26 protein-coding genes are annotated in these 25192 nt (G+C 44.6%); 5 read left to right on the top strand and 21 right to left on the bottom strand.

Going from position 1 to position 25192, the window contains the following annotated elements; translation table 11 throughout:
• Window positions 1-8: 8 nt before the first annotated feature.
• The 6 genes from HMPREF1091_RS07435 to HMPREF1091_RS07460 form a co-directional block, all read right to left on the bottom strand.
• The gene (locus HMPREF1091_RS07435; protein ID WP_002564194.1) at window positions 9-875 is read right to left on the bottom strand and encodes a MurR/RpiR family transcriptional regulator; all 867 of its coding nucleotides are present in this window, start codon (window positions 873-875) and stop codon (window positions 9-11) included.
• 118 nt (window positions 876-993) lie between these two features.
• Complete coding sequence (locus HMPREF1091_RS07440; protein WP_002564195.1) at window positions 994-1896, bottom strand: ketose-bisphosphate aldolase; 903 nt, start codon at window positions 1894-1896, stop codon at window positions 994-996.
• Window positions 1897-1976: 80 nt separating this feature from the next.
• The gene (locus HMPREF1091_RS07445) at window positions 1977-2837 is read right to left on the bottom strand and encodes a class II fructose-bisphosphate aldolase (protein ID WP_002564196.1); all 861 of its coding nucleotides are present in this window, start codon (window positions 2835-2837) and stop codon (window positions 1977-1979) included.
• A 73-nt stretch (window positions 2838-2910) separates the two neighbouring features.
• Window positions 2911-4011: a PTS fructose transporter subunit IIC gene (locus HMPREF1091_RS07450; protein WP_002564197.1), complete on the bottom strand. Its 1101-nt coding sequence runs from the start codon at window positions 4009-4011 to the stop codon at window positions 2911-2913.
• Between the two features lie 36 nt (window positions 4012-4047).
• Window positions 4048-4353, bottom strand: a complete 306-nt coding sequence (locus HMPREF1091_RS07455) for a PTS fructose transporter subunit IIB (protein WP_002564198.1) — start codon at window positions 4351-4353, stop codon at window positions 4048-4050.
• Between the two features lie 93 nt (window positions 4354-4446).
• Entirely contained in the window at window positions 4447-4941 is a 495-nt protein-coding gene (locus HMPREF1091_RS07460) for a PTS sugar transporter subunit IIA (protein WP_002564199.1), read from the bottom strand.
• Between the two features lie 350 nt (window positions 4942-5291).
• Between HMPREF1091_RS07460 and HMPREF1091_RS07465 the strand changes: the two genes are divergently transcribed.
• The 4 genes from HMPREF1091_RS07465 to HMPREF1091_RS07480 all read left to right on the top strand — a co-directional run bounded on the left by HMPREF1091_RS07465 (window position 5292) and on the right by HMPREF1091_RS07480 (window position 8838).
• Window positions 5292-6179, top strand: a complete 888-nt coding sequence (locus tag HMPREF1091_RS07465; protein ID WP_002564200.1) for an ROK family protein — start codon at window positions 5292-5294, stop codon at window positions 6177-6179.
• A gap of 136 nt (window positions 6180-6315) precedes the next feature.
• Window positions 6316-6930: a GTP pyrophosphokinase gene (locus tag HMPREF1091_RS07470; protein ID WP_002564201.1), complete on the top strand. Its 615-nt coding sequence runs from the start codon at window positions 6316-6318 to the stop codon at window positions 6928-6930.
• A 3-nt stretch (window positions 6931-6933) separates the two neighbouring features.
• Window positions 6934-7611, top strand: a complete 678-nt coding sequence (locus HMPREF1091_RS07475; RefSeq protein WP_002564202.1) for a response regulator transcription factor — start codon at window positions 6934-6936, stop codon at window positions 7609-7611.
• A gap of 429 nt (window positions 7612-8040) precedes the next feature.
• Window positions 8041-8838, top strand: coding sequence for a sensor histidine kinase (locus HMPREF1091_RS07480; protein ID WP_002564203.1), 798 nt, complete (start codon window positions 8041-8043; stop codon window positions 8836-8838).
• Window positions 8839-9023: 185 nt separating this feature from the next.
• Here the strand turns inward: HMPREF1091_RS07480 and HMPREF1091_RS07485 are convergent, their stop codons facing one another.
• The 8 genes from HMPREF1091_RS07485 to HMPREF1091_RS07520 all read right to left on the bottom strand — a co-directional run bounded on the left by HMPREF1091_RS07485 (window position 9024) and on the right by HMPREF1091_RS07520 (window position 17302).
• Window positions 9024-11402, bottom strand: a complete 2379-nt coding sequence (locus HMPREF1091_RS07485; protein WP_002564204.1) for a phosphoketolase family protein — start codon at window positions 11400-11402, stop codon at window positions 9024-9026.
• 597 nt (window positions 11403-11999) lie between these two features.
• The gene (locus HMPREF1091_RS07490; RefSeq protein WP_002564205.1) at window positions 12000-12296 is read right to left on the bottom strand and encodes a PTS sugar transporter subunit IIB; all 297 of its coding nucleotides are present in this window, start codon (window positions 12294-12296) and stop codon (window positions 12000-12002) included.
• 37 nt (window positions 12297-12333) lie between these two features.
• Window positions 12334-13710: a PTS ascorbate transporter subunit IIC gene (locus HMPREF1091_RS07495; RefSeq protein WP_002564206.1), complete on the bottom strand. Its 1377-nt coding sequence runs from the start codon at window positions 13708-13710 to the stop codon at window positions 12334-12336.
• Between the two features lie 10 nt (window positions 13711-13720).
• Entirely contained in the window at window positions 13721-14158 is a 438-nt protein-coding gene (locus HMPREF1091_RS07500) for a PTS sugar transporter subunit IIA (protein ID WP_002564207.1), read from the bottom strand.
• Window positions 14159-14173: 15 nt separating this feature from the next.
• Window positions 14174-14839: an L-ribulose-5-phosphate 4-epimerase gene (locus HMPREF1091_RS07505; RefSeq protein ID WP_002564208.1), complete on the bottom strand. Its 666-nt coding sequence runs from the start codon at window positions 14837-14839 to the stop codon at window positions 14174-14176.
• Between the two features lie 64 nt (window positions 14840-14903).
• Complete coding sequence (locus HMPREF1091_RS07510; protein WP_002564209.1) at window positions 14904-15707, bottom strand: L-ribulose-5-phosphate 3-epimerase; 804 nt, start codon at window positions 15705-15707, stop codon at window positions 14904-14906.
• Window positions 15695-16360: an orotidine 5'-phosphate decarboxylase / HUMPS family protein gene (locus HMPREF1091_RS07515; protein ID WP_002564210.1), complete on the bottom strand. Its 666-nt coding sequence runs from the start codon at window positions 16358-16360 to the stop codon at window positions 15695-15697. Before HMPREF1091_RS07515 ends, HMPREF1091_RS07510 begins: the two co-directional genes overlap by 13 nt.
• A gap of 9 nt (window positions 16361-16369) precedes the next feature.
• Window positions 16370-17302 carry a phosphotriesterase family protein gene (locus tag HMPREF1091_RS07520; RefSeq protein ID WP_002564211.1) on the bottom strand — a complete coding sequence of 311 codons (933 nt, stop codon included), beginning with the start codon at window positions 17300-17302 and terminating at the stop codon, window positions 16370-16372.
• Between the two features lie 138 nt (window positions 17303-17440).
• On the opposite strand from HMPREF1091_RS07520, the gene HMPREF1091_RS07525 reads away from it, so the two are divergent.
• Window positions 17441-18391: a sugar-binding transcriptional regulator gene (locus HMPREF1091_RS07525; RefSeq protein ID WP_002564212.1), complete on the top strand. Its 951-nt coding sequence runs from the start codon at window positions 17441-17443 to the stop codon at window positions 18389-18391.
• A 149-nt stretch (window positions 18392-18540) separates the two neighbouring features.
• Here the strand turns inward: HMPREF1091_RS07525 and HMPREF1091_RS07530 are convergent, their stop codons facing one another.
• From HMPREF1091_RS07530 to groES, 7 genes are all read right to left on the bottom strand, one after another.
• Complete coding sequence (locus tag HMPREF1091_RS07530) at window positions 18541-19500, bottom strand: transketolase family protein (protein WP_002564213.1); 960 nt, start codon at window positions 19498-19500, stop codon at window positions 18541-18543.
• Entirely contained in the window at window positions 19500-20354 is an 855-nt protein-coding gene (locus HMPREF1091_RS07535; RefSeq protein ID WP_002564214.1) for a transketolase, read from the bottom strand. The genes HMPREF1091_RS07530 and HMPREF1091_RS07535 overlap by 1 nt, the downstream gene beginning before the upstream one ends.
• Before the next feature lie 83 nt (window positions 20355-20437).
• Complete coding sequence (locus HMPREF1091_RS07540) at window positions 20438-20725, bottom strand: PTS sugar transporter subunit IIB (RefSeq protein ID WP_002564215.1); 288 nt, start codon at window positions 20723-20725, stop codon at window positions 20438-20440.
• Window positions 20726-20874: 149 nt separating this feature from the next.
• Complete coding sequence (locus tag HMPREF1091_RS07545; protein ID WP_002564216.1) at window positions 20875-22284, bottom strand: PTS ascorbate transporter subunit IIC; 1410 nt, start codon at window positions 22282-22284, stop codon at window positions 20875-20877.
• 144 nt (window positions 22285-22428) lie between these two features.
• Window positions 22429-22860, bottom strand: a complete 432-nt coding sequence (locus HMPREF1091_RS07550) for a PTS sugar transporter subunit IIA (protein WP_035424268.1) — start codon at window positions 22858-22860, stop codon at window positions 22429-22431.
• A 272-nt stretch (window positions 22861-23132) separates the two neighbouring features.
• A complete protein-coding gene (gene groL / locus HMPREF1091_RS07555; RefSeq protein WP_002564218.1) occupies window positions 23133-24773 on the bottom strand; it encodes a chaperonin GroEL in 1641 nt (546 codons plus the stop codon).
• A 62-nt stretch (window positions 24774-24835) separates the two neighbouring features.
• Entirely contained in the window at window positions 24836-25126 is a 291-nt protein-coding gene (gene groES / locus HMPREF1091_RS07560; RefSeq protein ID WP_002564219.1) for a co-chaperone GroES, read from the bottom strand.
• Window positions 25127-25192: the final 66 nt, after the last annotated feature.

Genomic DNA, 25192 nt, shown 5'->3' on the forward strand with positions numbered 1-25192 from the left:
TGGCTCCGTTAAATCAGCTCTTTATCGCTCCCCTTATCCTCACCAAGGGACTGCCAAATAAGGTTAGTATGCCTACTAATATTTGGCATGTCGGAACAGAGCAGTAAAAAGAGTGTCTCAACAATAAAGTTAATAGAATTATGCGAAAAAGGAATTTCGCTATTAAGCATCTTATCACGTGTTGCAGCATGCAACACACAGGTGGCGCGTTTAGCCAGCGGAGAATCCGGCCTGTTGGTAATAACAATGGTAGGCGTCTTGGATTCCATGGCATTATCCATCATCTTGTTCAGACGCTTTGAATGCCCTGATTTAGAAATAAAGATAAGCAGGTCAGAACATGTAATAGATAAGGTAGATAGCATCATTGCTTCTGTGGTTGGCGCACAAGAACTGCGCAACCCAACTTGAGCAAATAAAAATGATGCAGACTGTGCTGCTGGAACAGAATTTCCTACCGCAGCAAACTCAATTGTGTCGGATTTTTTGACAAGATCCACGGCTTTTACCAGCTCGTTTACCTCAAGCAAACGAATCGTATCCGAAAGCTCACGATGCTTTGCAACTAAAACTGTCTCCAGAGCAGCACGGGGTTTATCGATAGAAATGCGATTGGAGGTTCTGTCACCCATACCGCTTTCTTCATCAATAGAAATAGCAACACAAAGGTCAAGATAACTCTTATACCCAAGGCGGCGTGCAAAGCGAGAAACCGTTGCCGCAGAGGTTTTGGTAGCCAAAGCAATCTCACGAGTAGTCATGGATGGGACCTCGTTGCTGTTGGCCATTACAAAATCTGCAATGGCTTGTTCACTATTGCTCAGCTGATCATAATAGGAACAAATTTCATTAATGACGCTTCCCTTTGGTTGCACAATTACTTCCCCACTGATATTGGCCTTATGTGTGAGCCTCATTTTTACCAGTCTAACCACTAGGAGGCGCAGGAAGCGCCTCCTAAAAGTATATTGTATGCTCTGCGCACGCAAAAAATTAATTCAAATTTTGACGCCATTGCTTAACGTTGGCATCGCGATAATACTTTGCAGCACCAACAGATCCAAAGAGCTCCATCTTCTCCTTGATAACGGCTTTACCGGCCTCAATGCACTCAGGGAAAAGCGTATTAGGATCCCAACCAGAATTTTCTTGTGAAAGAATCTCACGAGCCTTAGCAAAAAAGGCATGTTTGTAATCAGAGGAGATATTAACCTTTTGGATGCCGAGCTTTACGGCTTCTGCAACTTCAGAATCTGGATTACCAGAGCCGCCATGCAAAACAAGAGGAATGTCTACACGGGCAGTAATGCCTTCAAGCACATCCATGCGCAGCTTAGGCGTCACACCCTTTGGATACAAGCCGTGGCAGGTTCCAATAGCAACGGCAAGTGTATCAACACCGGTTTTCTCTACAAAGGTTTCGGCATCGGCTGGATCAGTATACTTGACTTCAGTTATGCCCCCCTCAATAGTGGTACCGGTATTTCCAATAGTACCAAGCTCGCCTTCTACAGAAACGTTTACCATGTGACAATACCGCACTACCTCAGCGGTTTTCTCGATATTCTCATCAAAGGGAAGTAAAGATCCATCAATCATGACAGAAGTAAAACCGCAATGCACTGCACGCATGATGCTTTGAATACTGTCACCATGATCCATATGGATCACAAAGGGAACCGGACTGTTGGAGCAACGTGCGATCACATACTTGATAAAATCATCCTTGCAGTAGTCAAGTTCGGTGGGATGAATGGCAATGATTGCGGGAGCGTCGTTTTCTTCCGCCGCCTCTACCACAGTGCGAAAAAGATTTGACTCAGACACATTAAAAGCGCCCACGGCAAAGTGCTTTTCTTTAGCAAGGTCAAGCATTTGATTCATATTAAGAAGCATCGATATTCCTCCTGTAACGTGAGTAACCGTCGTTGTAAATCGTCAATAAAACAGCCGTTAAGAACCGCTGCTCGGAGCGGTTAAAAAGCCTTATGAGCAGAACCAGAAAGTTCGATATATCGTTTAATCGTATCTACACCTGCTGCCCAACTATCCTGTACCAGCTGAGGCCAATCGTATTGGGGATTTTTGGAAAGAGCATCAGCAACAAAACTACGCTGGGCAATCATGTAGTCCGTTCCAACATTAATTTTGTTAATACCAGCTTCAACAGACAGACGTATATTTTTTTCACCCGCGCCTGAACCACCGTGCAAAACCAATGCGGCGCCTGTTGCATCCTTAATCTTTTTGACAATATCAAAATGGAAGGTGGGAACATAACCTTCAGGATAATCACCATGAGTAGATCCGTAACTTACTGCCAGAGCATCAACACCCGTTTGTGCAATAAAGTCAATAGCAACATCTGGATCCGTATACATGTCGGCATCGGTAAAATGAGCATTTTCTCCTACAGAAACGCCCATATTCCCCACTTCTGCCTCTACCGATGCGCCGTAGCATTGTGCCAGTTCAACGATAGTACGGGTAATTTTGATATTTTCTACGGTAGGCAAAGCGGATGCATCGCACATAACACTGGAAAATCCCTCATGAAGACAACGCTTGAGATGCGCAATGTCATGTCCATGATCCAGATTGATAGCCACGGGAACAGGAGAATCTTGTGCCATCTTAATAAGGGGCTTGGTTAGAATGTCGCAATCAAAATACGACATCACATGATCTTGTAATAAATCAATGATGATTGGGGCATTCATGTGCTCCGCCGCAGTAATGATTCCACGTGCCGTTTCGAGATTAAAGGCGTTAATCGCCATTACTGCATATCCCTCACGGTTTGCTTTTTCAAGCATTCCTTTCATGGATTGATACATCGCGCTTCCTTTCTTACTACCTAGCTACGCGTTAATAAAGGGGCAAGGGTTTTCCTCGCCCCCAGAAAACTTCTTACGAAAGAGAGAAGGAGGACAGATCAACTTCCTGCTCGGTGTCATCCTCAGGAAGATCCAGGTCATTTTGCTCTTCTGCGGTTAAGGGCTTCTTGAGAAGAACGAGAAGAACCGCGGTAACACAAGAACCAGCCAGTAGTGCAATGACTGCCCACAGAGGATTTGCCATTGCCGGAATTACAAACACACCGCCTGAAGGAACCTGGCTTTCTACGCCCATGGAAAACGCAATGGCACCACAGACACCATCACCAAGTGCCGTACAAAAAACGGTGCGAATAAGGTCATTCATTGCAATGGGAATGACGCCTTCGGTAATCATGCACACACCCATGGGGAAAGCAATTTTAACGTTTTCCACCTCAGAAAGCTTGAAAATAGGCTTTTTAACAGCTTTGGAAAGAAGCAGCGCGATGGCCACGCCAAAAGGAGGAACCATAGAACCCAAAACCTTAACAGCCTCGGGACCATAGATGCCATCGGCCATCATGCCATCACAAATCAAATTGGGAACCTTAGAGATGGCACCTCCGTAGTCAAGATGCTGAATACATCCCAGGATAAAGCCATAGGTAAGCTTCTGACTTTGATCAAGACCCTTAATAAACGCGGTAAGCGCAGCAGTGAGAGCCATAATAGGACCACCAAGGATGAAATACATGATCAGTCCTGCAAGAATGGTGGAAAGCGTAGGAACAATCATCATAGGCATCAAAGCTTCTGCCCATTTAGGAACCTTGACGTTCTTCTCGATAGCTAAAGCAATATAGCCAACAACCAAACCGCCAATTAAACCGCCCAAAAAGCCTGCGTTTAAAAAGGATGCGATTTGACCCATGAGGAAACCAGGTGCAATACCAGGTCGATCAGCAATGGAGTAGGCAATATAGCCGCCAATAAAGGATGGGATAAGCCCCATGCCCAGCACACCAAGCGAGGTAAGAGCACTTGGCACAGTAAGATCATCCAGTGACTTCATAACGCTGCCACCGCACAAATTGCCAATTGCAATGAGCAGACCAGAAGCTACTACCAATGGTAAAAGGTATGAGATTGCGGTAAGGACATGTTTTTTGATGTCATTCAGTACTTTTTTCATACCAACTCCCCTTCCAAGAGTTTTATTGCATTGTGCTTACTTCAAACTTTCCTCGATCTTGTTAATGATTTGCTTTGAAGCCTTAAGTACTAAACCTGTAGGCACCTCCATCACTCGCTTGTCCTTAAAACGCGATGTATCAACCTTGATATCAACAGCAAGAATCACGGCATCCGCCTCTGCGATCTGCTCGGGCGTAAGCTCATCCTCAACTCCAATAGTGCCTTGGGTTTCGATATGAATTTCATGGCCCAAAGACTCTGCGGCTTTTTGAAGCTTTCCCTTTGCCAAGTACGTATGAGCAATCCCGGAAGTACAGGCACACACAGCTACCAATTTCATAATTGACTCTCCTCACTACTGGACCTAAACCATCTTGTTTGTACGAACTCTCAGCCATCTTGTTACACTGGCTTTGCTTGTCTTAGCTTTGTATTAGTCGCTATAGTCGTCAGGATTTGATTGCAAAAGCTCGAGCATTTCATTTGCTGTCTTAACTGCATAAAGCTTTTCAATAAAGCTTTCATATACCAATAATTTAGCAACATGCTGCAAAAGCTTTAAATGCACCGTATCTGAATCAGCCTGGGTTACTGCAAATAAAATTACTATCGAGACAGGCTTATCATCTATCGACTCCCACACAATGGGATTAGCGGTAGTTCCAATAGCAAGAGAAGTTTGGTTAACGCTTGAAGACTTTCCGTGAGGAATAGCGACACCTAGACCAATTCCCGTTTGGCCCTCTTTCTCACGCCATAGTACATCGGCATAGAATTCCTCGAGGTTGTTTAACCTACCGTGCTCATCAAGTAAGGAAATAAGCTGTCGAAGCATGTCTTCCTTATCTTTAGCCTCTAGATTAAGCGCAATAAGGTTTTTGTCTATCACACGTGTTATATCAAAATCTGTGTCACTGAAACCAGCCACCTAACTCTCCTAATTCAGAAGGTTGTTTCGTTCATTGTGCATCTTTGTTTCATTACTTTTAATTATATGAAACAACCTTCTCTCTAGAAGATAAATACAACGTCGCTAAATGGTCTATTTTTTGGTATGAACGGTTAAGTGATTCATCTATTCAGTAATTATTAAACAGTGCATTAAAATTGCTCTTCTCTGTAATAATTGAAGAGAAATTGCAATTTAAACGAATATGCTAAAGCCATCAGATATACACCTTGAACGATCTTTTGTTTGATGGAACTACTTAGCAGGTCATGCTTATTTGTTTCGTTGTACAATAAAAACTGCAACACTCAAGGAAAGGATTTGCTCTGATGGATAAGCTACTTCTTGGTGCCTTAGAAGCTGGTGGCACTAAAATGGTGCTCGCTACAGGGTATGCGGACGGCACTATTGTTGAGTCTATTTCCCTACCAACTACCACTCCTGAAGAAACGATTCCTCAGATACTAAACTGGTTTAAAGATAAACATATTTCAGCTCTGGGAGCTGGCTGTTTTGGGCCAACCATCGTTAACCCCAACTCCCCTCAGTACGGTCAGATTCTTGACTCGCCTAAGGTTGCTTGGAAACACTTTGATTTTGTAGGCACGTTCACATCACAGCTCAATGTTCCCTGTGGGTATGACACCGACGTTAATGTTGCCTGCCTTGGTGAGACAACGTTTGGCTGTGCTAAAAATCTCGATAACGTTGTATATCTAACCATTGGCACCGGAATAGGAGCGGGCGTTCTTATCGGTGGACAACTTTTGCATGGCATGCTTCATCCTGAGGCGGGGCACATTCTTATTCCTAAAAATCCTGATGACCCCATTGGGAATCAGAGCAATTGTCCCTACCATAAAAGCTGCCTAGAAGCCCTGGTAGCCGGGCCAAGCGTTGCCTTGCGCATTGGTGCAACACGAGCAAAGCATCTGGAAAATGAGCCAGAAACGGTGGAGTTGCTTTCAGAGTATCTTGCACAAGCTCTTGCTACGTACATTCTGTGCTACTCGCCACAAAAAATCATTATCGGTGGTGGCGTTGCAGACAATTCAAATTTAATTGAACTTTCCAGAGACAAGGTGTTGCCTTATTTGGGTGGGTTTATTAAGACTCCCGAGCTTCAAGATATGGATAGCTACATTGTGCACAACAGTCTTGAGGGTAAACAGGGCATTATGGGCTGTTTGGAGCTGGCTCGCCAAGCGCTTTGCTAAACGCGATTTCTAACACGACTCTATCTTGGGCCGTAGGCTAACAATGACTTACGGCCTTATTGTTTTTTCTCGCTGTCACAATAGGCTAAAATAGAACTTCCGGACTATCGAAAGGCTTTATTAGGAAAGACTTTGGATGAGCATATACGGAAGCTTTGAACCCGTCTTACAGGACGTTTTGTCTTTGCTTGTCGAGAAAATCGAAGCTAAAAACGCCAGGCATGAGGAGGAAACTGGCTTTTCTCTTTACGAGCATCTGCACTGTCGCATCAAATCAGAGACAAGCATGCTGGACAAATGCCAGCGAAAAGGTCTTGCCCCCACTGAGGTATCTGCCCTCAAAGACATTAAGGACAGCGTTGGCATTCGCATCGTCTGCGGTTTTGTCGATGATATCTATACGTTGGTTGAGTTTATCCGCCCGCTTGACGGCGTTGTTGTATACAACGAGAAGGACTTTGTTACTCAAGCAAAACCCAACGGCTATCGCTCATATCACCTCATTGTTGAAGTAAGCGTTGATGCTGCCGATTGCTTGGGAAATGTGCCCGGCACGTATTTTGCCGAAATTCAACTCCGCACCATTACGATGGATAGCTGGGCAAGCTTAGAACACCAACTAAAGTACAAGCACGATATCCACAACACCGAACGCATTGTCAAAGAGCTTAAGCGCTGCGCCGACGAGCTTGCCTCGTGTGACCTCACCATGCAGACGATTAGAAACCTCATTCAGGAAAGCCAGGGGTAACCCATGAAAATACTTCTCGCCGAAGACGAGCTGCCACTTTCTCACGCTTATGCAACGGCCTTAACACATCATGGCTATCAGGTTGTTACCGTATTCAATGGCGCGGACGCCGTGACAAAAGCCCAAGAAGAGGCCTTTGATGTGATGATTTTTGACGTCATGATGCCTGTCAAAAGCGGTTTGGAAGCCGTAGCAGAAATTCGTGCGCGCGGCAACAAGACTTATATCATCATGCTTACCGCCCTTGGAGAGCTAGAGGACAAGATAACTGGTCTGGAAAACGGCGCCGACGATTATCTGAGCAAACCCATCTCCCTCAAAGAACTTCTCGCCCGCTTGGCATCACTGGAGCGCAGGTTTGAGAGCTATGCTCAAAATGTCTTATCGTTAGGCAACCTCACCCTCAACGTGGCAGATCAGGAGATGCAGGCTCAAAACTCCATGCGTCTTTCCGGAAAAGAATGCCTGCTTTTGGAATTTCTCATGACCAATGCAGACAAGAACCTGTCAACTACAGAGATCTACCAACACCTCTGTTCGCGGCTCCACGATGAAGAATTTGATGAGGGCTACGTCTACATTTACATTTCCTACCTGCGTCAAAAGCTCAAATCGATTCAGGCACACGTCTGCATTGAGGGAGAAGAAAACAGGTCATACAGACTGATACCAACGGAGTAAGCACATATTTCGTAAGCTGCGGTTTCAATTTATTGTTGTTGCTTCCATTGCGGTCACGATCATCCTGGTTGCGTTTGTAGGCGTTGTTAACTCGGTCAACTACCTGCAAGGACAGGGAGAACTGGACTCCGTAAGCAACATTCTTATAGAAGATATTCTCTCTCGAGCCAGCAGCTCCAAAATTGAACAGCACCTCAACGATATCCACCTCAACAGGATATCGCCCTCAAATCTTCACTACTTTCACTTTTACTACAACGAAGACAACGAAATAGTCTCATCTGATGTGTCACACGACCCATCTATCAAAAACAATGCTCTTCCCGATATTCTCGAACGTATCCCTACCGACCAAGAATCTGGCAGCATCCGCTATCAGTCCATCCTGTATTCCTACCAAAAAAGCAGGTTGGATCTCTGACGCTTGTAGTGCTCATTGATGCATCACTGTTTGAAACAAGCCAGTCTACGCTGCTTACGCTCTCGCTGTATATGACCCTTTACAGCATCATCTTTTTCCTGATTGTAATTTCGATTTTCTCCGGTATTGCCATCAAGCCGTACGTTAAAAATGCCGAGAAACAAAAGACTTTCATTGCCAATGCGGGGCACGAGCTCAAAACCCCGCTGGCCATCATTTCAGCCAACACCGAACTGGAAGAAATGATATCGGGAGAAACGGAATGGACCAAGTCCACTAAAGAGCAGACGCAACGGATGGTGGAACTTATCAACAGGATGGTAAGTCTTGCAAAGCTTGAGGAACACCCCGACATCAAGCTCAATACCTGCGATTTTTCGGATATAACCTCACGCGTAGCGCGAGACTTTACCTCGCTGATCCAAAAAGACAACAAAACGCTCACGCTTGTTATCGACCCCAACATTAGCGTACAGGGTGAAGACAAAGCCCTCTATGAGCTGGTTACTATTCTGATTGACAACGCAAACAAGTACTGTGATCCAAACGGCGAAATTTCTGTTTCCCTACAAAGCCCCGTGCTCAGGCACACGCGTCTTAAGGTATCCAACACCTACGCCGCAGGTAAAGGCATGGATTACAGTCGCTCTTTTGACCGCTTCTATCGAGAAGATCCTTCGAGAAGTAGCGAGGTTTCAGGGTTTGGCATTGGGCTTTCCATGGCAAGCAACCTCGTAGACATCCTTCACGGCAAGATTTCCGTCTCGTACAAGGGCCAAACGATTTCGTTTATCGTCACACTTTAAGCGAGCAGGGCGGTTTGGGCGCGGGGTTTTGTCCATGCTCCCTTTTTATATCCACCACTTCAACAGTGATGTTTTTAAGCTAAAGCTTAAAGGGAACTTTATGCAGCTAAAGTTCCCTAAGAAGTCTTAGTCTCTTTTTTGCCGATCTCAGCCTTATGAATACCCGCACTTACAACAATGAATATTTACTTTGAAGCTGTAAGTGGAGTCCATTTCCAATTCTCAACTTCAGGAATATCAGAGCCATACTCCTGCGTATACTGAGTATGATAAGCAAGAGTAGTCTCAAGTTTGTCAACAAAAGCCTGGGCCTCATTACCATAAACAAGTATTGCAGCTTCACGCGCCATGTGGAATCTATCCATTTCACTCATCACACGCATATCAAAAGGAGTCGTAATATCTCCTTCTTCACGATAACCGTGAATATGCAGATTACGATTAGTACGCTTATAAAAAATGTCTCGGATCAAACCTTCATATGCATGGAAAGCAAAGATAATAGGTTTATCCACCGTGAAGATATGGTTGAAGGTCTCATCATCAATGCCACGAGGATCTACATCCGGGTGACGAAGTTTTAAGAGATCAACCACATTTACGAAGCGAATCTTCATCTCAGGGTATTGATCATGAAGCACATTCACTGTAGCTAAAGCTTCAATCGTAGGTTCGGTACCGCAAGAAACGATTACCACATCAGGTGCTTCATTCTCACCAACCGTTGATGCCCAATCGATAACCTTATAACCTGTCTCAACAAGAGTTTTAGATTCAGCAACGGTAAAGAACTGTGGACGCACCTGCTTAGATGCAACAATTACATTAATTTTGTGCTCAGATTTAAAAACCTTATCCATAGTTGCTAAAAGACTATTGGTGTCTGCAGGAAAATATTCACGAATAAACTCTGGAGTCTTTTCTGCCAGATGCGTCACTACACCAGGATCTTGATGCGTATACCCATTGTGATCCTGCTGAAATACTGTTGAAGCAGCAATGATATTTAGAGAAGGAATGGGCTTACGCCAAGAAATTTCACTTGACTTACGTAACCACTTAAAATGCTGCGTAAGCATAGAATCTGTAATTCTTACAAAGGATTCGTAGCTCGCATAGAAACCATGACGACCAGTAAGAACATAACCCTCTAAGAAGCCTTGATTTTGATGCTCAGAGAGCTGACTATCAATCACGCGACCAGCAGGGGCCACAAACTCATCAGTTAGTGGGTTTGTAGGTTCAAGCCACTGACGGTTCGTGGTCTCGAATATTTTTTGAAGACGATTCGAAGCGGTCTCATCGGGCCCAAATATACGGAACGAAGAGGGATTACTCTTAATAAGATCACGTATATATCCACCAAATTCAATCATATCCTGTGCATTAGACCCTCCAGGAATCTCTATGCTCTGCGAATACTTAGTCCAATCTGGAAGATCAAGAGCAGGAGATCCAGAATGCCCGCTGGTTACAGGATTTAAAGACATCTTGAGATTATCTGGTGGAGCGATCTCGAGCAAATCATCACGCAAACGTCCCTCAGAAGTGAACAATTTTTCTGGGTGGTAGGATCTCATCCATGTCTCAAGAATATCTATAGTAGAAGTATCATACTCACTTACAGGAAGTGGAATCTGGTGGGCTCTGAAACTTCCAACCAACTGTTTACCATCCACCTTCTCAGGACCAGTCCACCCTTTAGGCGTACGCAATACGATCACTGGCCAATGTCCCATAACAGCACTGTCAGCAGATTGAGCACGTGCATTCATTTGAATATCCCGGATTATCTCAATTGCATGATCAAGTGTCTTGGCCATTAAGCGATGCATCTTATCAGGATCATCGCCCTCAACAAACAATGGATACCATCCCATGCCGCGATAGTACTCGGTAAGCTCCTCATCGCTTTTACGAGACAGAATGGTAGGATTAGAAATTTTAGCCCCATTGAGATTAATAATAGGAAGTACAGCACCATCATTTACCGGATTAATAAAGGTATTGGCAAACCAACTGGTCGTAAGAGGTCCGGTCTCAGACTCACCATCACCAATAAAAGGAACAGCAATAAGATCTGGATTGTCGAGAATAGCACCCACTGCATGCGATAAAGAGTAACCTAGCTCTCCACCCTCATGGATAGAACCGGGAGTTTCAGGAGCCGCATGGGAACCAATACCACCAGGAAAAGAAAACTGCTTAAAGAACTTCTGCATACCTTCAAGATCTCGAGTGAGCTCAGGATATAGCTGGGTATAACTGCCATCGAGATAAGCATTGGTATTCATAACAGGCCCACCATGCCCAGGCCCAACCAAGTAAAACATATTGAGATTGTATTTATTAATAACACGGTTAAGATGTGCGTATACAAAGTTTCCTGCAGGAATTGTTCCCCAGTGGCCAATAGGTTTTCTTTTAATGTCAGTATTAACAAGAGGTCTCGTAAGAAGAGGGTTTTCTTTAAGAAAAATCTGTCCTACAGAAATATAATTAGCAGCAGACCACCATTCATGGACCTTTGCTAGATACTCGTCACTGTCATACTTTGTTGTCATAGTCTATTCTCCTATGTTACATTCCGACTTCAAAAACATTAAGAATCACTCTTATAGCTGCCAATAACACAAATCTTTCTCTAGAATCCACCTAAAGAAATCCCAAAGATTGTCTATTAGGTGCTCTTTTTACTCCTAAATTTGCAAAATAAAAATGACAGACACATGCCAGTGTTTTCTAATGATTGCTATACGAATAGCTGTAGTACAGCAAAATTGGACTATTCCTTACTACTCAAATGAATTTCATTTGAACATCCCATATTTATCTCAAACTTTTAAACCATATGAATCAAAAGAGTGGTTCATACATCAAGAGGATGCCTATAAAACCAGTAATTACCTGCAAGTCTATCTATAACTTTCGAGAAACTCGGTTATAAGGAACGCGATAATTGCTGGACATGTATATAAACCCCAAACCCTATAAAACTAAAGTTACAACAAGAGAGGGACTGCCAGTGTAAAGGGCAATTTGTATAATTCTTACTTTACATTTTTAATTGCATCGCTTACAGCTGGCAATACCCTCTTGTCATCCATTAGCTGTGTAACACAACACGATGTATATGCTGGTTAGAACGTTATAAAAATTACCTAGTCTTTTTTGAGAGAAGGAAGGATATCCTCTTTAATGCGGCTCACAACCTCATCTTTTGATAAAAGATTCCTAAGCCCAATGACTTTTGCCCGAGTTACATGATCAAAATTGGACTCAAGTGCCCTAGAAACAAATACTACATCATAGCCATTAACCGCTGTTTTGGCCTCACCAACACTCATATGATCAATCTGGGCAGGGATACCAAGTTCCTTAAAAGCATTAGCAATGTTCATTTTAATCATGAGACTGGAACCCATACCATTACCACATGCAGCAATAACTTTTAACATTATAAATCCCCTCTCCACCAGTTACAGATACATAAAGTTATGATTCCTGTACTTCCTTTTTTTGTTCATTACGGAACTGAATTTGAGGAATCAATAACATGAGCGCAATTAAGACAACCGTACCGATGATATGTCCATACTTCATCACCAGCATGAAGCCTGGAATGACAGTAACCCAGTCAAAGTTTGCCATTACACCACCAGACATTCCCGAAAGCACATAGGTAAAGGATCCAAGACCTACCTGCACTAATCCGGAAATAAAGGTCGTAATTACAACAGCTCGGATTCCACCGAAGTGATTTGCATACACTGCAATACCTGCATTATCGAAGAACATAGGAATAAAACCAGGAATTAAGAACACAGGAGAGCCAGTCACAATAAGAAGAATCAGAGAGACTAACTGACCTAAAGCACCAACACTAAATCCTAGCAAGGTTGCATTGGGGTGACCAAAACCATAGATTGTCGCGATATCTACTGCAGGAACAGAGCCAGGGAGAATCTTTGAAGAGATACCCTGGAAAGATTCTACCAATTCGGCCACAAACATCCTGACGCCCGTAAGAATAATGGTAAGGAAGACAGCAAATTTTGCAGTAGTCATATAAATAAATAGAGGGAAGGCAAGCTTGGTCTCAAAATAATCAGGGCCAATAATCACCATAATGGCTCCAAAGAACAATGTCATCAAAAGGGTGGAAGCAACCACATTGTCATTGAACATAGAAAGCCAACTAGGGAACTTAAGATTCTCAACAGACTTTTGCTTATTACCTATAATAGGTGCGGTCTTACTTGCAAGCCACAATCCGAGCATTTGTTGATGACCAATAGCAAAATTTGCATTATCGGTTACCTTGTTGGTGATATCTAAAGTGAGATTTGCAAAGACTGACCAATATGTTCCGATTAGTAGACCTGCAATAAGAACATTTTGCCAGTCAGTGCCACCTAGAGTATGGTAAACCATCCACAGCAAGATAGAACTTTGGACAAACATGATATGACCAGTTACTTGGACTGCGCGAAGCTTAGTATATTTTGAAAAGACTACCAAAACTAAATTCCAAGCAAATCCAATAAGCAGTGCATATCCTACAAGAGCAATCTTATCTCCCAGGGCACTATTAGCCGAAGATAGAGCTACATAAGAATCCATTACCGCTCCGTCAATACCAAAGCGGTTTTTAAAGGCTTCAAGAATAGGACTAAAGGTAGTAATGAGACCACCAGTTCCTGCTTGAAGAATCATAAAGCCCACAGATGCTTTAATGAAACCAGTAATTGCAGTAGGAATACTGCGTCCAAGAGCTATATAGCCAATAAAGCAAATGATTCCCATAAGGAAGGGGGCCTGACTAAGAAATTGATTGATAAATATATCTAGGAATGCATTTAAGAGTTCCATTTGTTATTCCTTAACCATTGGTCTTAATGTACTGATAGATATCGCTCTCGCACTTTGCCTTTAAAAGTGCATCAACGTTCTTTTCCTTAATAAGAAAGGTTGCAAGTTCTTGAATCATCTCTATATGAGATTGTCCATCCCGAGCAGAAAACGCTACGAAGAGCTGGGCTTCGTGGTTATCGTCATACACCACAGGATGATTGAGTTTTAAAACTGCTACATCGAGATCTGTTTTTCCATCAAGTTGCACATGAGGCATAGCAATGTGTGGAGCTAAAAAGATATAGGGGCCAAGCTCCTCAACAGATTTCACTACTTCATCTGAATATTCACAAGGCACCGATCCATGCGCAACAAGAGGGGCACAGGCATGCCGTACCGCTTCTTTCCAATCATCCGCTTCTTCTTTTACTACCACACCGTCAGCTTGAACGAGTTCTTTGAACATAATTTCACCTCTTTTCTAGAGCAAATTGCGAACAGGGTGCTGACCATATGTTTCTTCATAGATTTGATAACCTCTATGAATCGTTTCGGAAGTTAGGGGTTCAATCTTCTGTCGGCACATGGCGTAATGTACAGACTGCGCAGTTTCCTCGAGTACAACAGCATTCTTAAGTGCTTTCGTAAAGTTCTCGCCAATAGTAAACACACCATGATTTCTAATCAGAATTGCCGTAGAAGTACCAATCTTTTCAACAACCTCTTTTCCAATCTCCTCTTCACCAATCGTGGCAAAATCAGATACAGGAATGGGTCCTCCAAAAACCGCTGCAGAGGTTGTTGTATAAATCTCGAGGGGCTCTCCGGTAATTGCAAAACTTGTTGCATAGGGAGAGTGGGTATGCACCACACCATTAATATCGCTGCGATGCTTATAAATATAAAGATGAGACAGGGTATCAACAGAAGGCTTCATATCTCCATCAATGACCTTGCCTTCCAGATCTATTACCACGATTTTCTCAGGCGTCAGATCATCAAAAAGTACGCCGCTTGGTTTAATAACCACATAACCGGTTTCAGGATCACGAGCGCTCACATTACCGCTTGTCCATAATACAAGCCCATTATTCTTAAGCTCTTTATTCGCCTGACATACCTGTGTGCGAAGTTCTCTAAGCAACATCGTACTTTCCTTTCAACACATACTGCCAGCGCATTTGCTATGCTACGCATGGCAATATGAGCTACTACATTCGTTGATTTTGTAAATAAGCAAAAGACTGAGCCACCTTATCCATACTGTTTGCGCAGTTGTCATTCCACATCTCTGCACCGAAATAGCCATCGTAACCAGCGCATATTAGATGATGAAATATTCGTTTAAAATTAACTGCTCCCTCACCATACTCAACACGCCTATACATCCTTGGTTTCGTCTCTTTAAGATGCAGACCTACAAGGTGTGGCAAAGCAAGGCGAAGTTCAGAAATAGGATCAAGACCATTTGCAACAAAATTCCCTACATCGAGAAATGCCTGCAGATAAGGACTATCAACTGCACGAATGATGGTAAGAATTTGCTCTGTAGACACAAGGTCTCTATCCATATTTTCTATCGCAAGGATAATCCCTCGTGAAGCAGCAACATTAATACATTCTCGCAAGCTCATGATGTAATTGGTAATTGAACCTGTATCATCCTGTTCAAGCTGTAGGTAGCCCGCAATCTGAACCGTGCGAATATTAAGTTTTGAAGCAAGTACAATAGCTTTCTTGAGCATCACAACAGCGGATTCTCTCAGTTGCTGATTATTTGTACCTAAGGGAAAATCCCGGTGAAGACTCAATACCATATTAAAAATTGGCATTTTTGTTTCATTACACAACTGTAAAAGCTGGGATATTTCCTGATCAGTCCAGTCAAGACGTGATTTTTTCTGGGGATCGACAGAAAACTCCCAAAATGAAAACCCGATATCGTGTGCCTGCGCAAGACTGGCCTTGAGATCCTGCGCAGGCAGCGCTTTTTCATAAATACCTAGAGTACACATGGTTCACACGAGAAATTCTCGCTGAGCTGTATGGCATAATTACAGGCAGCTTTACTGGGGTCTTCATTCTGTGTAATGGAACGACCAACAATAAAACCACCAACCGAAACACCGCTAAACTTCGCGATGTCATCAGGTTCGATACCCCCAGTCACATAGACTGAAAACCCAAGATGATTTAGACGATTAATTTCATCGAAATCGCGTGTACACCACTCTTTGTGCTCAGCAACAACTTCACTTGCTCGATGAAAAATAATGTTGGTAAAGCCAATTTCAAGCCAGTACTCAAGCTCTTCTTCGGTATATCTATCATTAATTTCAATGAATACATCACGATTAGGCACAGCTTGCTTCTCATTTAATACCGCTTCAAACGTATCCTTTGTAGCATCACTCATAATGGTGACAATATCTGCACCTGCTTCATAAGCCATCTTTGCAAGCTTACCACCAGCTTTGATAATGCGGATATCGGCAAGAATGATTGCTTCTGGAAGCATGGCGCGCAATTTACGTACACTATCTAAACCGTTTTCAATCACAAGCACTGTACCCGCTTCAATGATGTCAACAGCATCTACAATAGTGGTAGCAATAGCGAGGGCTTGATCAAGATCAACCAAATCAAAAGCTGCTTGAAGTTTTGGCATTATATCCACCTATTTAATCATCGCGTAAACGCGTTGTGGATTCTTATACATAAACTTATCCACAACTTCTTGGGAAAGACCTTCATCAATAAGGCGAGGAATAAATTTCTCTTTGATAAAGGTAAAGCCAGGTCCACCACCATAAACGGTATGATGAGAACGACGACCCATGTCGTTGGAAAGCATAATCTGATCTTCAAAACCATCAGCTACGAGCTGCTTAAGTAAATCAACGCGAAGTTGATCAGGATAATACTTCGCTTTACCAGGTCCATCGTAAATAAGGTTGCAACCAGTCTCAAGAAGACGACGGTGATACCACAGATCAGGGAAACGATCAATGTGTGCAAGAATCATACGGCTAGGATCAAAATTTTCTTCCTTAAGAATGTCAAGAATTTCAAGACCCATGGTTCCGGTTGTGGTGTGAGAATGCAATACAACACCAGTTTCTTTTGCTACCCGTGCTCCAGCACGAATAGCCTTCTCCTCATTAGGCGTGATGTGACAGTAAGAAGTTCCACATTTAACCCAACCAGCTTTAACAAACGTACCATCCATACCCTCGGTGATATCTTTGTGCTCAACCTCAGCAATATCATCAATAGTAAGATGATCTTCTCTCTCGGTCATACCGCTGTCCTGATTCATGTAGCCAGTACAGGCAATCACATGCACGCCTGTAGTTTTAGATGCAAGGTACAAGCCAGGAACGTCACGTCCCCATGTTTCAGGAGTTGCCTCAACTATGGTGCCTCCACCAGATGCTTTAAAAATATTTAGCATTTCAAGTGCCTTGGGGAAACTGTCCAGAATATGATCGGCGTTATCCTTCTCGCCACCACCTTGCGGATGCGTCAAAATATGCTCGTGCGAGAGGGTATATCCCATTTGCTCAGGATCAATATCACCTAAGACTGTACGTACCTTTCCAACTGCCATTATTGTCCTCCTCTTTATCGGTTATGATTAAACAATAACATCGAACTACTACATTCACAAGGATTTTTTTACAAATGGAGTAAGGTTTTACATTTGTAAAATATAGAAAAGATATTTTCTTTAAAGGAGCGTCGGGGGATGTACAATCGGGACGAATTGCTCGTAAAAATTGCTGTGATGTTCTATGAGGAAGATCGCACAAAAACTGATATTGCTCGTGAACTCGGTATTTCTAGACCTACTGTTAACAGTCTACTTGCAGAAGCCAAAGAGGAAAGAATTGTCGAAATACGAATCCAACATCCAGATAAAATCACGCTTGATAAAAAGCGGAAGCTTAGTGCAGTGTTTACTCATACAAAAATACATATTGTATCTACTAATGGAAATATCAATAATCCTAAAGAGGCAGTGGGTGAACTGGGCGCTCGTCTTTTGGAGGCAAAGCTCCCTTCTGTTTCAAGCATTGGTCTTGGATGGGGAACTTCTTTACGAGCTGTAATTGATGCCTTTAGCTATAACAATAATCCTCAACTTTCAGTCATTCCCATGATTGGCGGGGCTGGATTTTTTGATATAGAAATTCACTCAAACCTTCTTGCCTTTCGTCTTGCTCAAAAACAAAATTGCAGAGCTGAATACCTTTATGCACCAGCAGTGGCTGATAGTCTTGAAGATAAAGAAGCCTTCATACGCAGTGAATTAGTGCGTACAATTCTCACCAAAGCAAAGAAGGTAGATATTGCAGTTGTAGGTATTGGCAATCCTTTTACTAATAAAAATTATTTGGACCTTGGTTATTTAAGCAATGGCGATCTTAAGGATCTCAATCGTGAGGGAGCGTGTGGAGATATTCTTACCACTTTCTTTGATAAGGACATGCATGCCACTGAATCCCCTATTGCCAATAAAATGATTGGCTTAAGTTTATCTGATTTAAAAAATATTGGATGTGTCTTTGCAGTTGCCTCCGATAAAGAAAAGGCTTTGCCCACTACCGCGCTTCTAAAGCACGAAGTACTTGACGAAATTGTAATTAGTGAAAGCCTTGCAGATGAAATCGCAAAAATCAATAACATAGAGTTCTAAAACTGATTGCATGAATTAATACGGCTAAAGTTGCATTACCTAAAGCCAATCCAATACAACACGTCCTAGAGCTGGAAGATCAACCGACTCTAGGACGTGTACTCCAAGACGTATATTAAAGATGAGATAAACAGGGCTCCTACAGCTAGCTATGCAAGTAGGGTCGTAATGGTATCGAGCAAATCATTTGCTGTCAGCTTAAACGTCTTCTGTAGGTAATCAGGGCTGCCAACTTGGCCAAAGCTCTCTACCACACCATGACGTTTAAAGGGCACAGCCACGCCATTTTCTGCTAGGACTGCCGCAACAGCATCACCCAAACCACCAATAACTCCGTGGTTTTCAAAAGTAACCACCGCTTTTTTGCCAGCAGCCTCACTTAGCACGAGCTTCTCATCCAAAGGCTTGATGCAAAACATGTCTACAACCTCTGCAGAAATGCCCTGTTGCTCCAGTGTCTCCGCAACGTCCAGAGCTTCGCTTACCAGCTGGCCTGCAGCAATGATAAGCACATCGCTGCCTTTACGCACAATGTTGCCCTTGCCCAGCTCAAAGGTAGAACCAGCCTCGTACACATCGCGCACTGCCTTGCGGTTTGCGCGAACATAATGCACGCCCTCAAGCTCTGCAAACCTGCGGATAATCCAATCCAGCTGCGTTGCATCTGCGGCATCGCATACCACCGCGCCGGGAATGGTACGCATGAGTGCAACATCTTCCCACGTGGTATGGGTGCCGCCATTGGTGCCGGCACAAAATCCAGGATCAGAACCGTAAATATTAATCGTGTTATGCGCATATCCGCCCGATAAAAACACCTGGTCAAACACGCGACGAGATACAAATGGGCCAAACGAATGCATAAAAGGCTTAAAACCAAGCGTACTCATGCCCGCGGCAACACCCACCATATTGGCCTCAGAAATACCGCACTGAACAAAGCGGTTGGGATTTGACTGTGCAATCTTAGTAAAGCCAGAGGCGCCGCCAAGATCTGCCTCAAGCGCCACAACAGCGTCGTTGGTCTTCATAAGATCTTGCAGTGTATTTACTACAACCGCTCTCAGTTCAGGAGAGTTCATACCACGATCTGTAACCAGACTAAACATTAGGCCTCACTCCCCTCTAGAATTTTTTTGTATTGAGCCAGCGCTTCTTCTGCAGCATGTTTCACCTCAGGAACAGCAAACTTCACAGAGTGGTTACCTGCATAGGTCTCAAAAAACGGAATGCCTGCACCCTTAACGGTATCCAAAACAATGGCTACAGCCGACCCTGTGATATTCTCGGCACGGGTAAGTGCTTCATCCACAGCATTTAGATCCTGGCCATTAACCTGCTGTGTTGCAAACCCAAAGGCTTCCAGCTTCTTTGCAATGTCAAAGGACGGTATGACCTCTTCAAGTGCCCCATCAAGCTGGCGCTTGTTCCAATCGACAATAACAATGCAGTTGTTAAGCTTATTGGCTGCAATATATTGGAAGGCTTCCCAGCACTGACCTTCATTAAGCTCGCCGTCCCCCACAATGAGGTATACGCGCCTGTCAGAGCCCTTCATGCGCAGAGCAGTGGCAATACCAGCTGCAGTAGATGTACCCTGCCCAAGAGAGCCGGTGGTCATATCTACACCGGGTGTTTTGATGCGGTCTGGATGAGAAGGCAGCTTGGTCCCACCCTGATTAAGGGTAAGGAGCATCTCTGTGTCAAAAAATCCCTTCTCGGCCAAGGTAGCATACCAAGCGGGACCAGCGTGGCCTTTAGAAAGCACGACGCGGTCACGATCCTCCCAGCTCGGATTGGACGCATCGTACCTCAAATGCTTGCCATACAACACACTCATAAGCTCAACAATAGACATAGAACCGCCTAGATGGCCGGAACCAACGGCCATAAGCATCTGAAGAATATCTCTACGAAGCTTTACGCAAAACAATGAAAGCTCATCAAACTCTTTTTGATCCATGCACATCTCCAAAATAAATGCGCCGTAGGAACGTGCCCTACAGCGCATGTGTACTACAAGACTGGCTGTGGGCGACCGTGTGCTTACGCCTCGATGTTCTTCTCGCGAAGCTTCTCTTCCAGCTCGTTCTTGTCAATGATGTTCTGCAGCACAATAATCTGCTCCTCAGGAACATCCTTGATAAAGTCTGCCAGATCGCGACCAACAACAAACAAATCTGCAGCGCCAGGCTTTACATCGGAGGTAGTGGAGTGGGATACAGAAATGCCTTCAATACCCATCTTCTTAAGAACATCCTGAATGTTCATTTCTACCATAAGGCTTGAGCCCAAACCGGAACCGCAGGCGCACATAATCTTAGATACCTTCATGCTTCACTCCTTTGTGTGAGCAGACGTGCAACACAATACATCGTTTGCCGGGACCGCGTGCCCCGGCAAACGTGCTAACTCATTATAGAACCATCAAACAATTTTTCCTGCTGAACAGCATCTTTCTTTGACTGAGCAGCGTTCTTGTCTTACTGAGCAGCATCCTTCTTAGGTGCAACAAAGTTATACACAATGGGCGCACAGAATACGGCAATGCAGATAATCATCAACGCCGTGCCCTGAACGCTTTGTGCTACGTTGCCAAACAAAATGCCCATCCAAGAGAAGTCGGCATCAGAGAAGGTGGCGGAGGTAAAGCCAAGCGCCGTAAATACAGGCATGCAAATTGCAGGCAAGAAAGTGATGAGAAGACCATGTACAAAAGCACCGGCTACGCAGCCCTTGAGGCCACCTTCTGCGTTGCCAAAGACACCTGCGGTTGCGCCACAGAAGAAGTGAGGTACAACACCCGGAAGAATGAGTGCTACGGGAATAGCACCGTTGATGCCGGTAAGCACCAAAAGGCCAACGATGCCCGCAACAAAAGAGGTCAAGAAACCAATGATTACTGCGTTAGGAGCATAGGGATATGCAACGGGGCAGTCGATAGCAGGAATAGCACCAGGAACGAGCTTCTCGGCAATGCCCTTAAATGCAGGAACTATCTCGCCCACGATCAGACGAACGCCAGACAAGATGATGTACACGCCACCGGCAAAGCTCATGCCTGCGGTTAAAGCCCATACAATCCAGTTAACGTGAGTCTCAGTACCAACGTTAAGCAGGTCATTGAGGTGTGCAAACTGAGTGGGATCTGCGGTAAGAATACCCTTAGCAACGGCGATGCCGGTAATAACTACAAACAGCACCATCATGGTGATAGAAATAGAAACCGTGGTGTCACGCAAGAAGATAAGGCGCTTAGGGAACTTAAGGTCCTCTGTAGACTTGCTGCCCTTAAATCCCTTACCAACCAAACCAGCCAAAGCATAGCCAATGCCACCAAAGTGACCAAGAGCAACACCGTCGGTACCGGTTACCTTCTTAAAAGTAGGCTGGCAGTAAGCGGGAGATACAACCATGATAAAAGCAAGCAAGCAGCCGCCAGCAATGATGAGCTGTGCGCCAGACAGGCCGCCAATGGACAAAATAACAGCAAGCATGCAAGCCATATACAGCGTATGATGGCCGGTCAAGAAGATGTAGCGCATGCGGGAGAAGCGAGCCAATACCAGGTTAAGAATCATGCCAACACACATGATCAGTGCGGTATCGGAACCAAACTTCTCCAGAGCCAGGGAAACAACAGCCTCGTTGTTAGGAACAACGCCCTGCATGTTAAAGGCAAAGTTAAAAACCTCACCAAAAGCAAGCAAGGAACCAGACTGTAAGAAGCCTGCACCAGCGGACAGTACCAAGAAACCAACAATGGTCTTTACAGTACCCATTACAATGTCTTCGATAGGCTTGCCCTGAAGTGCAAGACCAAGAAGCGCGAGAAGACCAACAAGAATTGCTGGCGTAGACAAAATGTTGACAAAGAAATCTACAATTGCCATGTTTCCCCCTTAAATAAAACTCGCTACTAGAAATACATCAATGCATATCACTGTTGACGCCCGCTACGTCAAATAATGACCAAAATAAAATAAACCAAATAGCTCTTATTACTCTTATTACTCTTGTTACTCTTGTTACTCTTGTTACTCTTGCGCCATAAAGAGGTTATAGATTTCCTGCTCAGACGCCGCCTGAACAACCTTGGCAATGTTGTTAGGATCACCAAACATCATGGCAAGCTGACGCATAACATCAATGTGAGAGTCAGGATCTGTTGCCACCAGCGTAACCAGCAAACGAACATCGGGACCCTCTTCCTTAAAGCGAACAGGCTCACGCAAAACGGTTACCGCCAGCTGCTGCTTAAGCGCACCCTGCTCGGGACGAGCATGCAACAACGCCAGATCCGGGCACAAAACAAAGTAGGGACCAAGTTCTTTTGCATTGGCGATAATGCCGTCAATATAGCGAGCTTCTGCATACCCACCGTCTACCAGCGGTTGCACGGCAACGTAAACGGATTGCTCCCAGTCCTTAACACTCTGCAAGATCTGGACGTTTTCAAGCTTAAGCATTTCCTTCACAGTAACCTACTTCACTCGTTCGTTTATATCGCTCTAGTTAACGTAAGCATTTTAACATTATGTATAGATTTTGTGGACACGTAACCGGTAAAAGGTAAGAACGTTGTTAGGAATATACGCACGATAAGGGCATGAGCGCGGTAAGGGGCATACACAATTATCAAAAAAGGACCCCATGTTGCCATGGGGTCCTTAAAACGAGTGCTAAAGCAAGCTGCATATAAGCTTGTGCACGGGGCTGCGTACGAGGTACTAAGCAGATCTTAGTACATGCCGCCGCCCTGGCCGCCCTGTGCTGCAGCAGCGCTAATGGCCTCTTCGATAGTGGTGTTCTTAGGAACATCAGATACCGTAGCCTCGGTAATGAGGATAAGCGATGCTACAGAAGCAGCATTCTGAAGGGTGGTACGGGTTACCTTTACAGGATCCAATACGCCCATCTCAATCATGTCGCCATAGGTGCCAGAAGCAGAATCAAGGCCCTGACCAGCAGGCAAGCTCTTGATCTTCTCGACAACAACAGAACCCTCATAACCAGCGTTGTTAGCGATGGTCTTTACAGGAGCCTCAAGTGCCTTGCGGATAATGTCTACGCCGATCTTCTCGTCAGCGTCATTGGCACTGACCTCATCCAGAGCAGCAGAAGCCTCAATAAAGGCTACGCCGCCGCCGGAAACAATGCCCTCTTCCACAGCTGCGCGGGTTGCCTGGAGTGCATCCTCAATGCGGTGCTTGATCTCCTTGAGCTCAACCTCGGTAGCTGCACCAACCTTGATAATTGCTACACCACCAGAAAGTTTAGCCAAGCGCTCCTGGAGTTTCTCACGGTCAAAGTCAGAATCGGTGTGCTCAATCTCTGCCTTAATCTGAGCAACGCGCTCATCGATAGCATCCTTGGAGCCAGCGCCACCAACAATAGTGGTGTTGTCCTTGGTGATCTTGACAGACTTAGCGCGGCCGAGCATCTCTGCAGAGATGTCAGTCAAAGAAACACCGAGCTCCTTCATAGCTACCTGGCCACCGGTCAGAATAGCAATGTCCTCAAGCATGCGCTTACGACGGTCACCATAACCAGGTGCCTTAACAGCAGCAATGTTAAGGGTGCCACGAAGCTTGTTCAGAATAAGCGTAGCCAAAGCCTCACCGTCTACGTCCTCTGCAATGATGAGCAAAGGAGAGCCAGACTTCTGGATGCCCTCAAGAACAGGCAGGATGTCCTGGATGTTGGAGATCTTCTGGTCAGTCATAAGGATGTAGGGATCCTTAAGCTCGGCCGTCATGTTCTCGCCATCGGTTGCAAAGTAAGGAGAAATGTAGCCCTTATCAAACTGCATGCCCTCTACGGTATCAATGTCCATACCAAAGGTCTGAGACTCCTCAACGGTAATGACGCCGTCCTTGCCTACAACGTCCATAGCGTCAGAAATCTTCTTACCAATCTCTGGATCACCAGCGGAAATGGTGCCAACAGAAGCAATCTGATCCTTGGTGGAAACTTCCTTAGAAGCAGCAGCCATCTTGGCTACAACAGCGTTGACTGCCTTATCGATACCACGACGAATGGCAATGGGGTTAGCGCCTGCTGCAACGTTGCGAAGACCCTCATTGACAATAACCTGAGCAAGCAAGGTTGCGGTGGTAGTGCCGTCGCCCACGGTATCGTTGGTCTTGGTAGCAACTTCCTTGACCAGCTGAGCACCCATGTTCTCTACGGGATCGGTAAGCTCAATTTCCTTAGCGACAGAAACGCCGTCATTAGTGATAGTGGGAGCACCATAAGAACGCTCAAGGGCAACATAGCGACCCTTGGGGCCCATGGTAGTGGTTACTGCGTCTGCAAGGGTATTAACACCCTTTGCAAGCCTAGCACGTGCATCAGTGCCAAATTCAATGTTCTTTGCCATTGCAAAATCCTCCGAAAATGATTGTATGTGCTTGCGTGTACTTTATAAGACAAGCTTGTTGATTACTCTTCTACGATTGCATAGATGTCATCAGCGCGAAGCAGCAAATAATCCTCGCCCTCAATCTTGACCTCATTGCCGCCAAACTTGCCGTAATACACTTGGTCACCAGGCTTAATATCAAGCGCAATACGCTCGCCCTTATCGTTATACTTACCAGCACCTACAGCGATAACCTCGCCCTGTTGAGGCTTTTCCTGAGCACCGCTAGAGATAAACAGGCCAGAGGAGGTCTTCTCCTCCTTGGGAGCGGGCTTTACCAAAATGCGATCACCTAATGGCTTGAGCTTCATTATGAGCCTTCCTTCCATTGCGCCGGTAGGGGCGCTCGACTGTTGAGACAAAACAATGGGCCAATA

The sequence above is a fragment of the Atopobium minutum 10063974 genome (genome assembly GCF_000364325.1).
GTDB lineage: Bacteria > Actinomycetota > Coriobacteriia > Coriobacteriales > Atopobiaceae > Atopobium > Atopobium minutum.

Coding starts and splice junctions, on each gene's coding strand:
- HMPREF1091_RS07440 (WP_002564195.1), bottom strand. CDS start 1,896: ATGCTTCTTAATATGAATCAAATGCTTGACCTTGCTAAAGAAAAGCAC.
- HMPREF1091_RS07445 (WP_002564196.1), bottom strand. CDS start 2,837: ATGTATCAATCCATGAAAGGAATGCTTGAAAAAGCAAACCGTGAGGGA.
- HMPREF1091_RS07450 (WP_002564197.1), bottom strand. CDS start 4,011: ATGAAAAAAGTACTGAATGACATCAAAAAACATGTCCTTACCGCAATC.
- HMPREF1091_RS07455 (WP_002564198.1), bottom strand. CDS start 4,353: ATGAAATTGGTAGCTGTGTGTGCCTGTACTTCCGGGATTGCTCATACG.
- HMPREF1091_RS07465 (WP_002564200.1), top strand. CDS start 5,292: ATGGATAAGCTACTTCTTGGTGCCTTAGAAGCTGGTGGCACTAAAATG.
- HMPREF1091_RS07470 (WP_002564201.1), top strand. CDS start 6,316: ATGAGCATATACGGAAGCTTTGAACCCGTCTTACAGGACGTTTTGTCT.
- HMPREF1091_RS07475 (WP_002564202.1), top strand. CDS start 6,934: ATGAAAATACTTCTCGCCGAAGACGAGCTGCCACTTTCTCACGCTTAT.
- HMPREF1091_RS07485 (WP_002564204.1), bottom strand. CDS start 11,402: ATGACAACAAAGTATGACAGTGACGAGTATCTAGCAAAGGTCCATGAA.
- HMPREF1091_RS07490 (WP_002564205.1), bottom strand. CDS start 12,296: ATGTTAAAAGTTATTGCTGCATGTGGTAATGGTATGGGTTCCAGTCTC.
- HMPREF1091_RS07495 (WP_002564206.1), bottom strand. CDS start 13,710: ATGGAACTCTTAAATGCATTCCTAGATATATTTATCAATCAATTTCTT.
- HMPREF1091_RS07500 (WP_002564207.1), bottom strand. CDS start 14,158: ATGTTCAAAGAACTCGTTCAAGCTGACGGTGTGGTAGTAAAAGAAGAA.
- HMPREF1091_RS07505 (WP_002564208.1), bottom strand. CDS start 14,839: ATGTTGCTTAGAGAACTTCGCACACAGGTATGTCAGGCGAATAAAGAG.
- HMPREF1091_RS07510 (WP_002564209.1), bottom strand. CDS start 15,707: ATGTGTACTCTAGGTATTTATGAAAAAGCGCTGCCTGCGCAGGATCTC.
- HMPREF1091_RS07515 (WP_002564210.1), bottom strand. CDS start 16,360: ATGCCAAAACTTCAAGCAGCTTTTGATTTGGTTGATCTTGATCAAGCC.
- HMPREF1091_RS07520 (WP_002564211.1), bottom strand. CDS start 17,302: ATGGCAGTTGGAAAGGTACGTACAGTCTTAGGTGATATTGATCCTGAG.
- HMPREF1091_RS07525 (WP_002564212.1), top strand. CDS start 17,441: ATGTACAATCGGGACGAATTGCTCGTAAAAATTGCTGTGATGTTCTAT.
- HMPREF1091_RS07530 (WP_002564213.1), bottom strand. CDS start 19,500: ATGTTTAGTCTGGTTACAGATCGTGGTATGAACTCTCCTGAACTGAGA.
- HMPREF1091_RS07535 (WP_002564214.1), bottom strand. CDS start 20,354: ATGGATCAAAAAGAGTTTGATGAGCTTTCATTGTTTTGCGTAAAGCTT.
- HMPREF1091_RS07540 (WP_002564215.1), bottom strand. CDS start 20,725: ATGAAGGTATCTAAGATTATGTGCGCCTGCGGTTCCGGTTTGGGCTCA.
- HMPREF1091_RS07545 (WP_002564216.1), bottom strand. CDS start 22,284: ATGGCAATTGTAGATTTCTTTGTCAACATTTTGTCTACGCCAGCAATT.
- HMPREF1091_RS07550 (WP_035424268.1), bottom strand. CDS start 22,860: ATGCTTAAGCTTGAAAACGTCCAGATCTTGCAGAGTGTTAAGGACTGG.
- groL (WP_002564218.1), bottom strand. CDS start 24,773: ATGGCAAAGAACATTGAATTTGGCACTGATGCACGTGCTAGGCTTGCA.
- groES (WP_002564219.1), bottom strand. CDS start 25,126: ATGAAGCTCAAGCCATTAGGTGATCGCATTTTGGTAAAGCCCGCTCCC.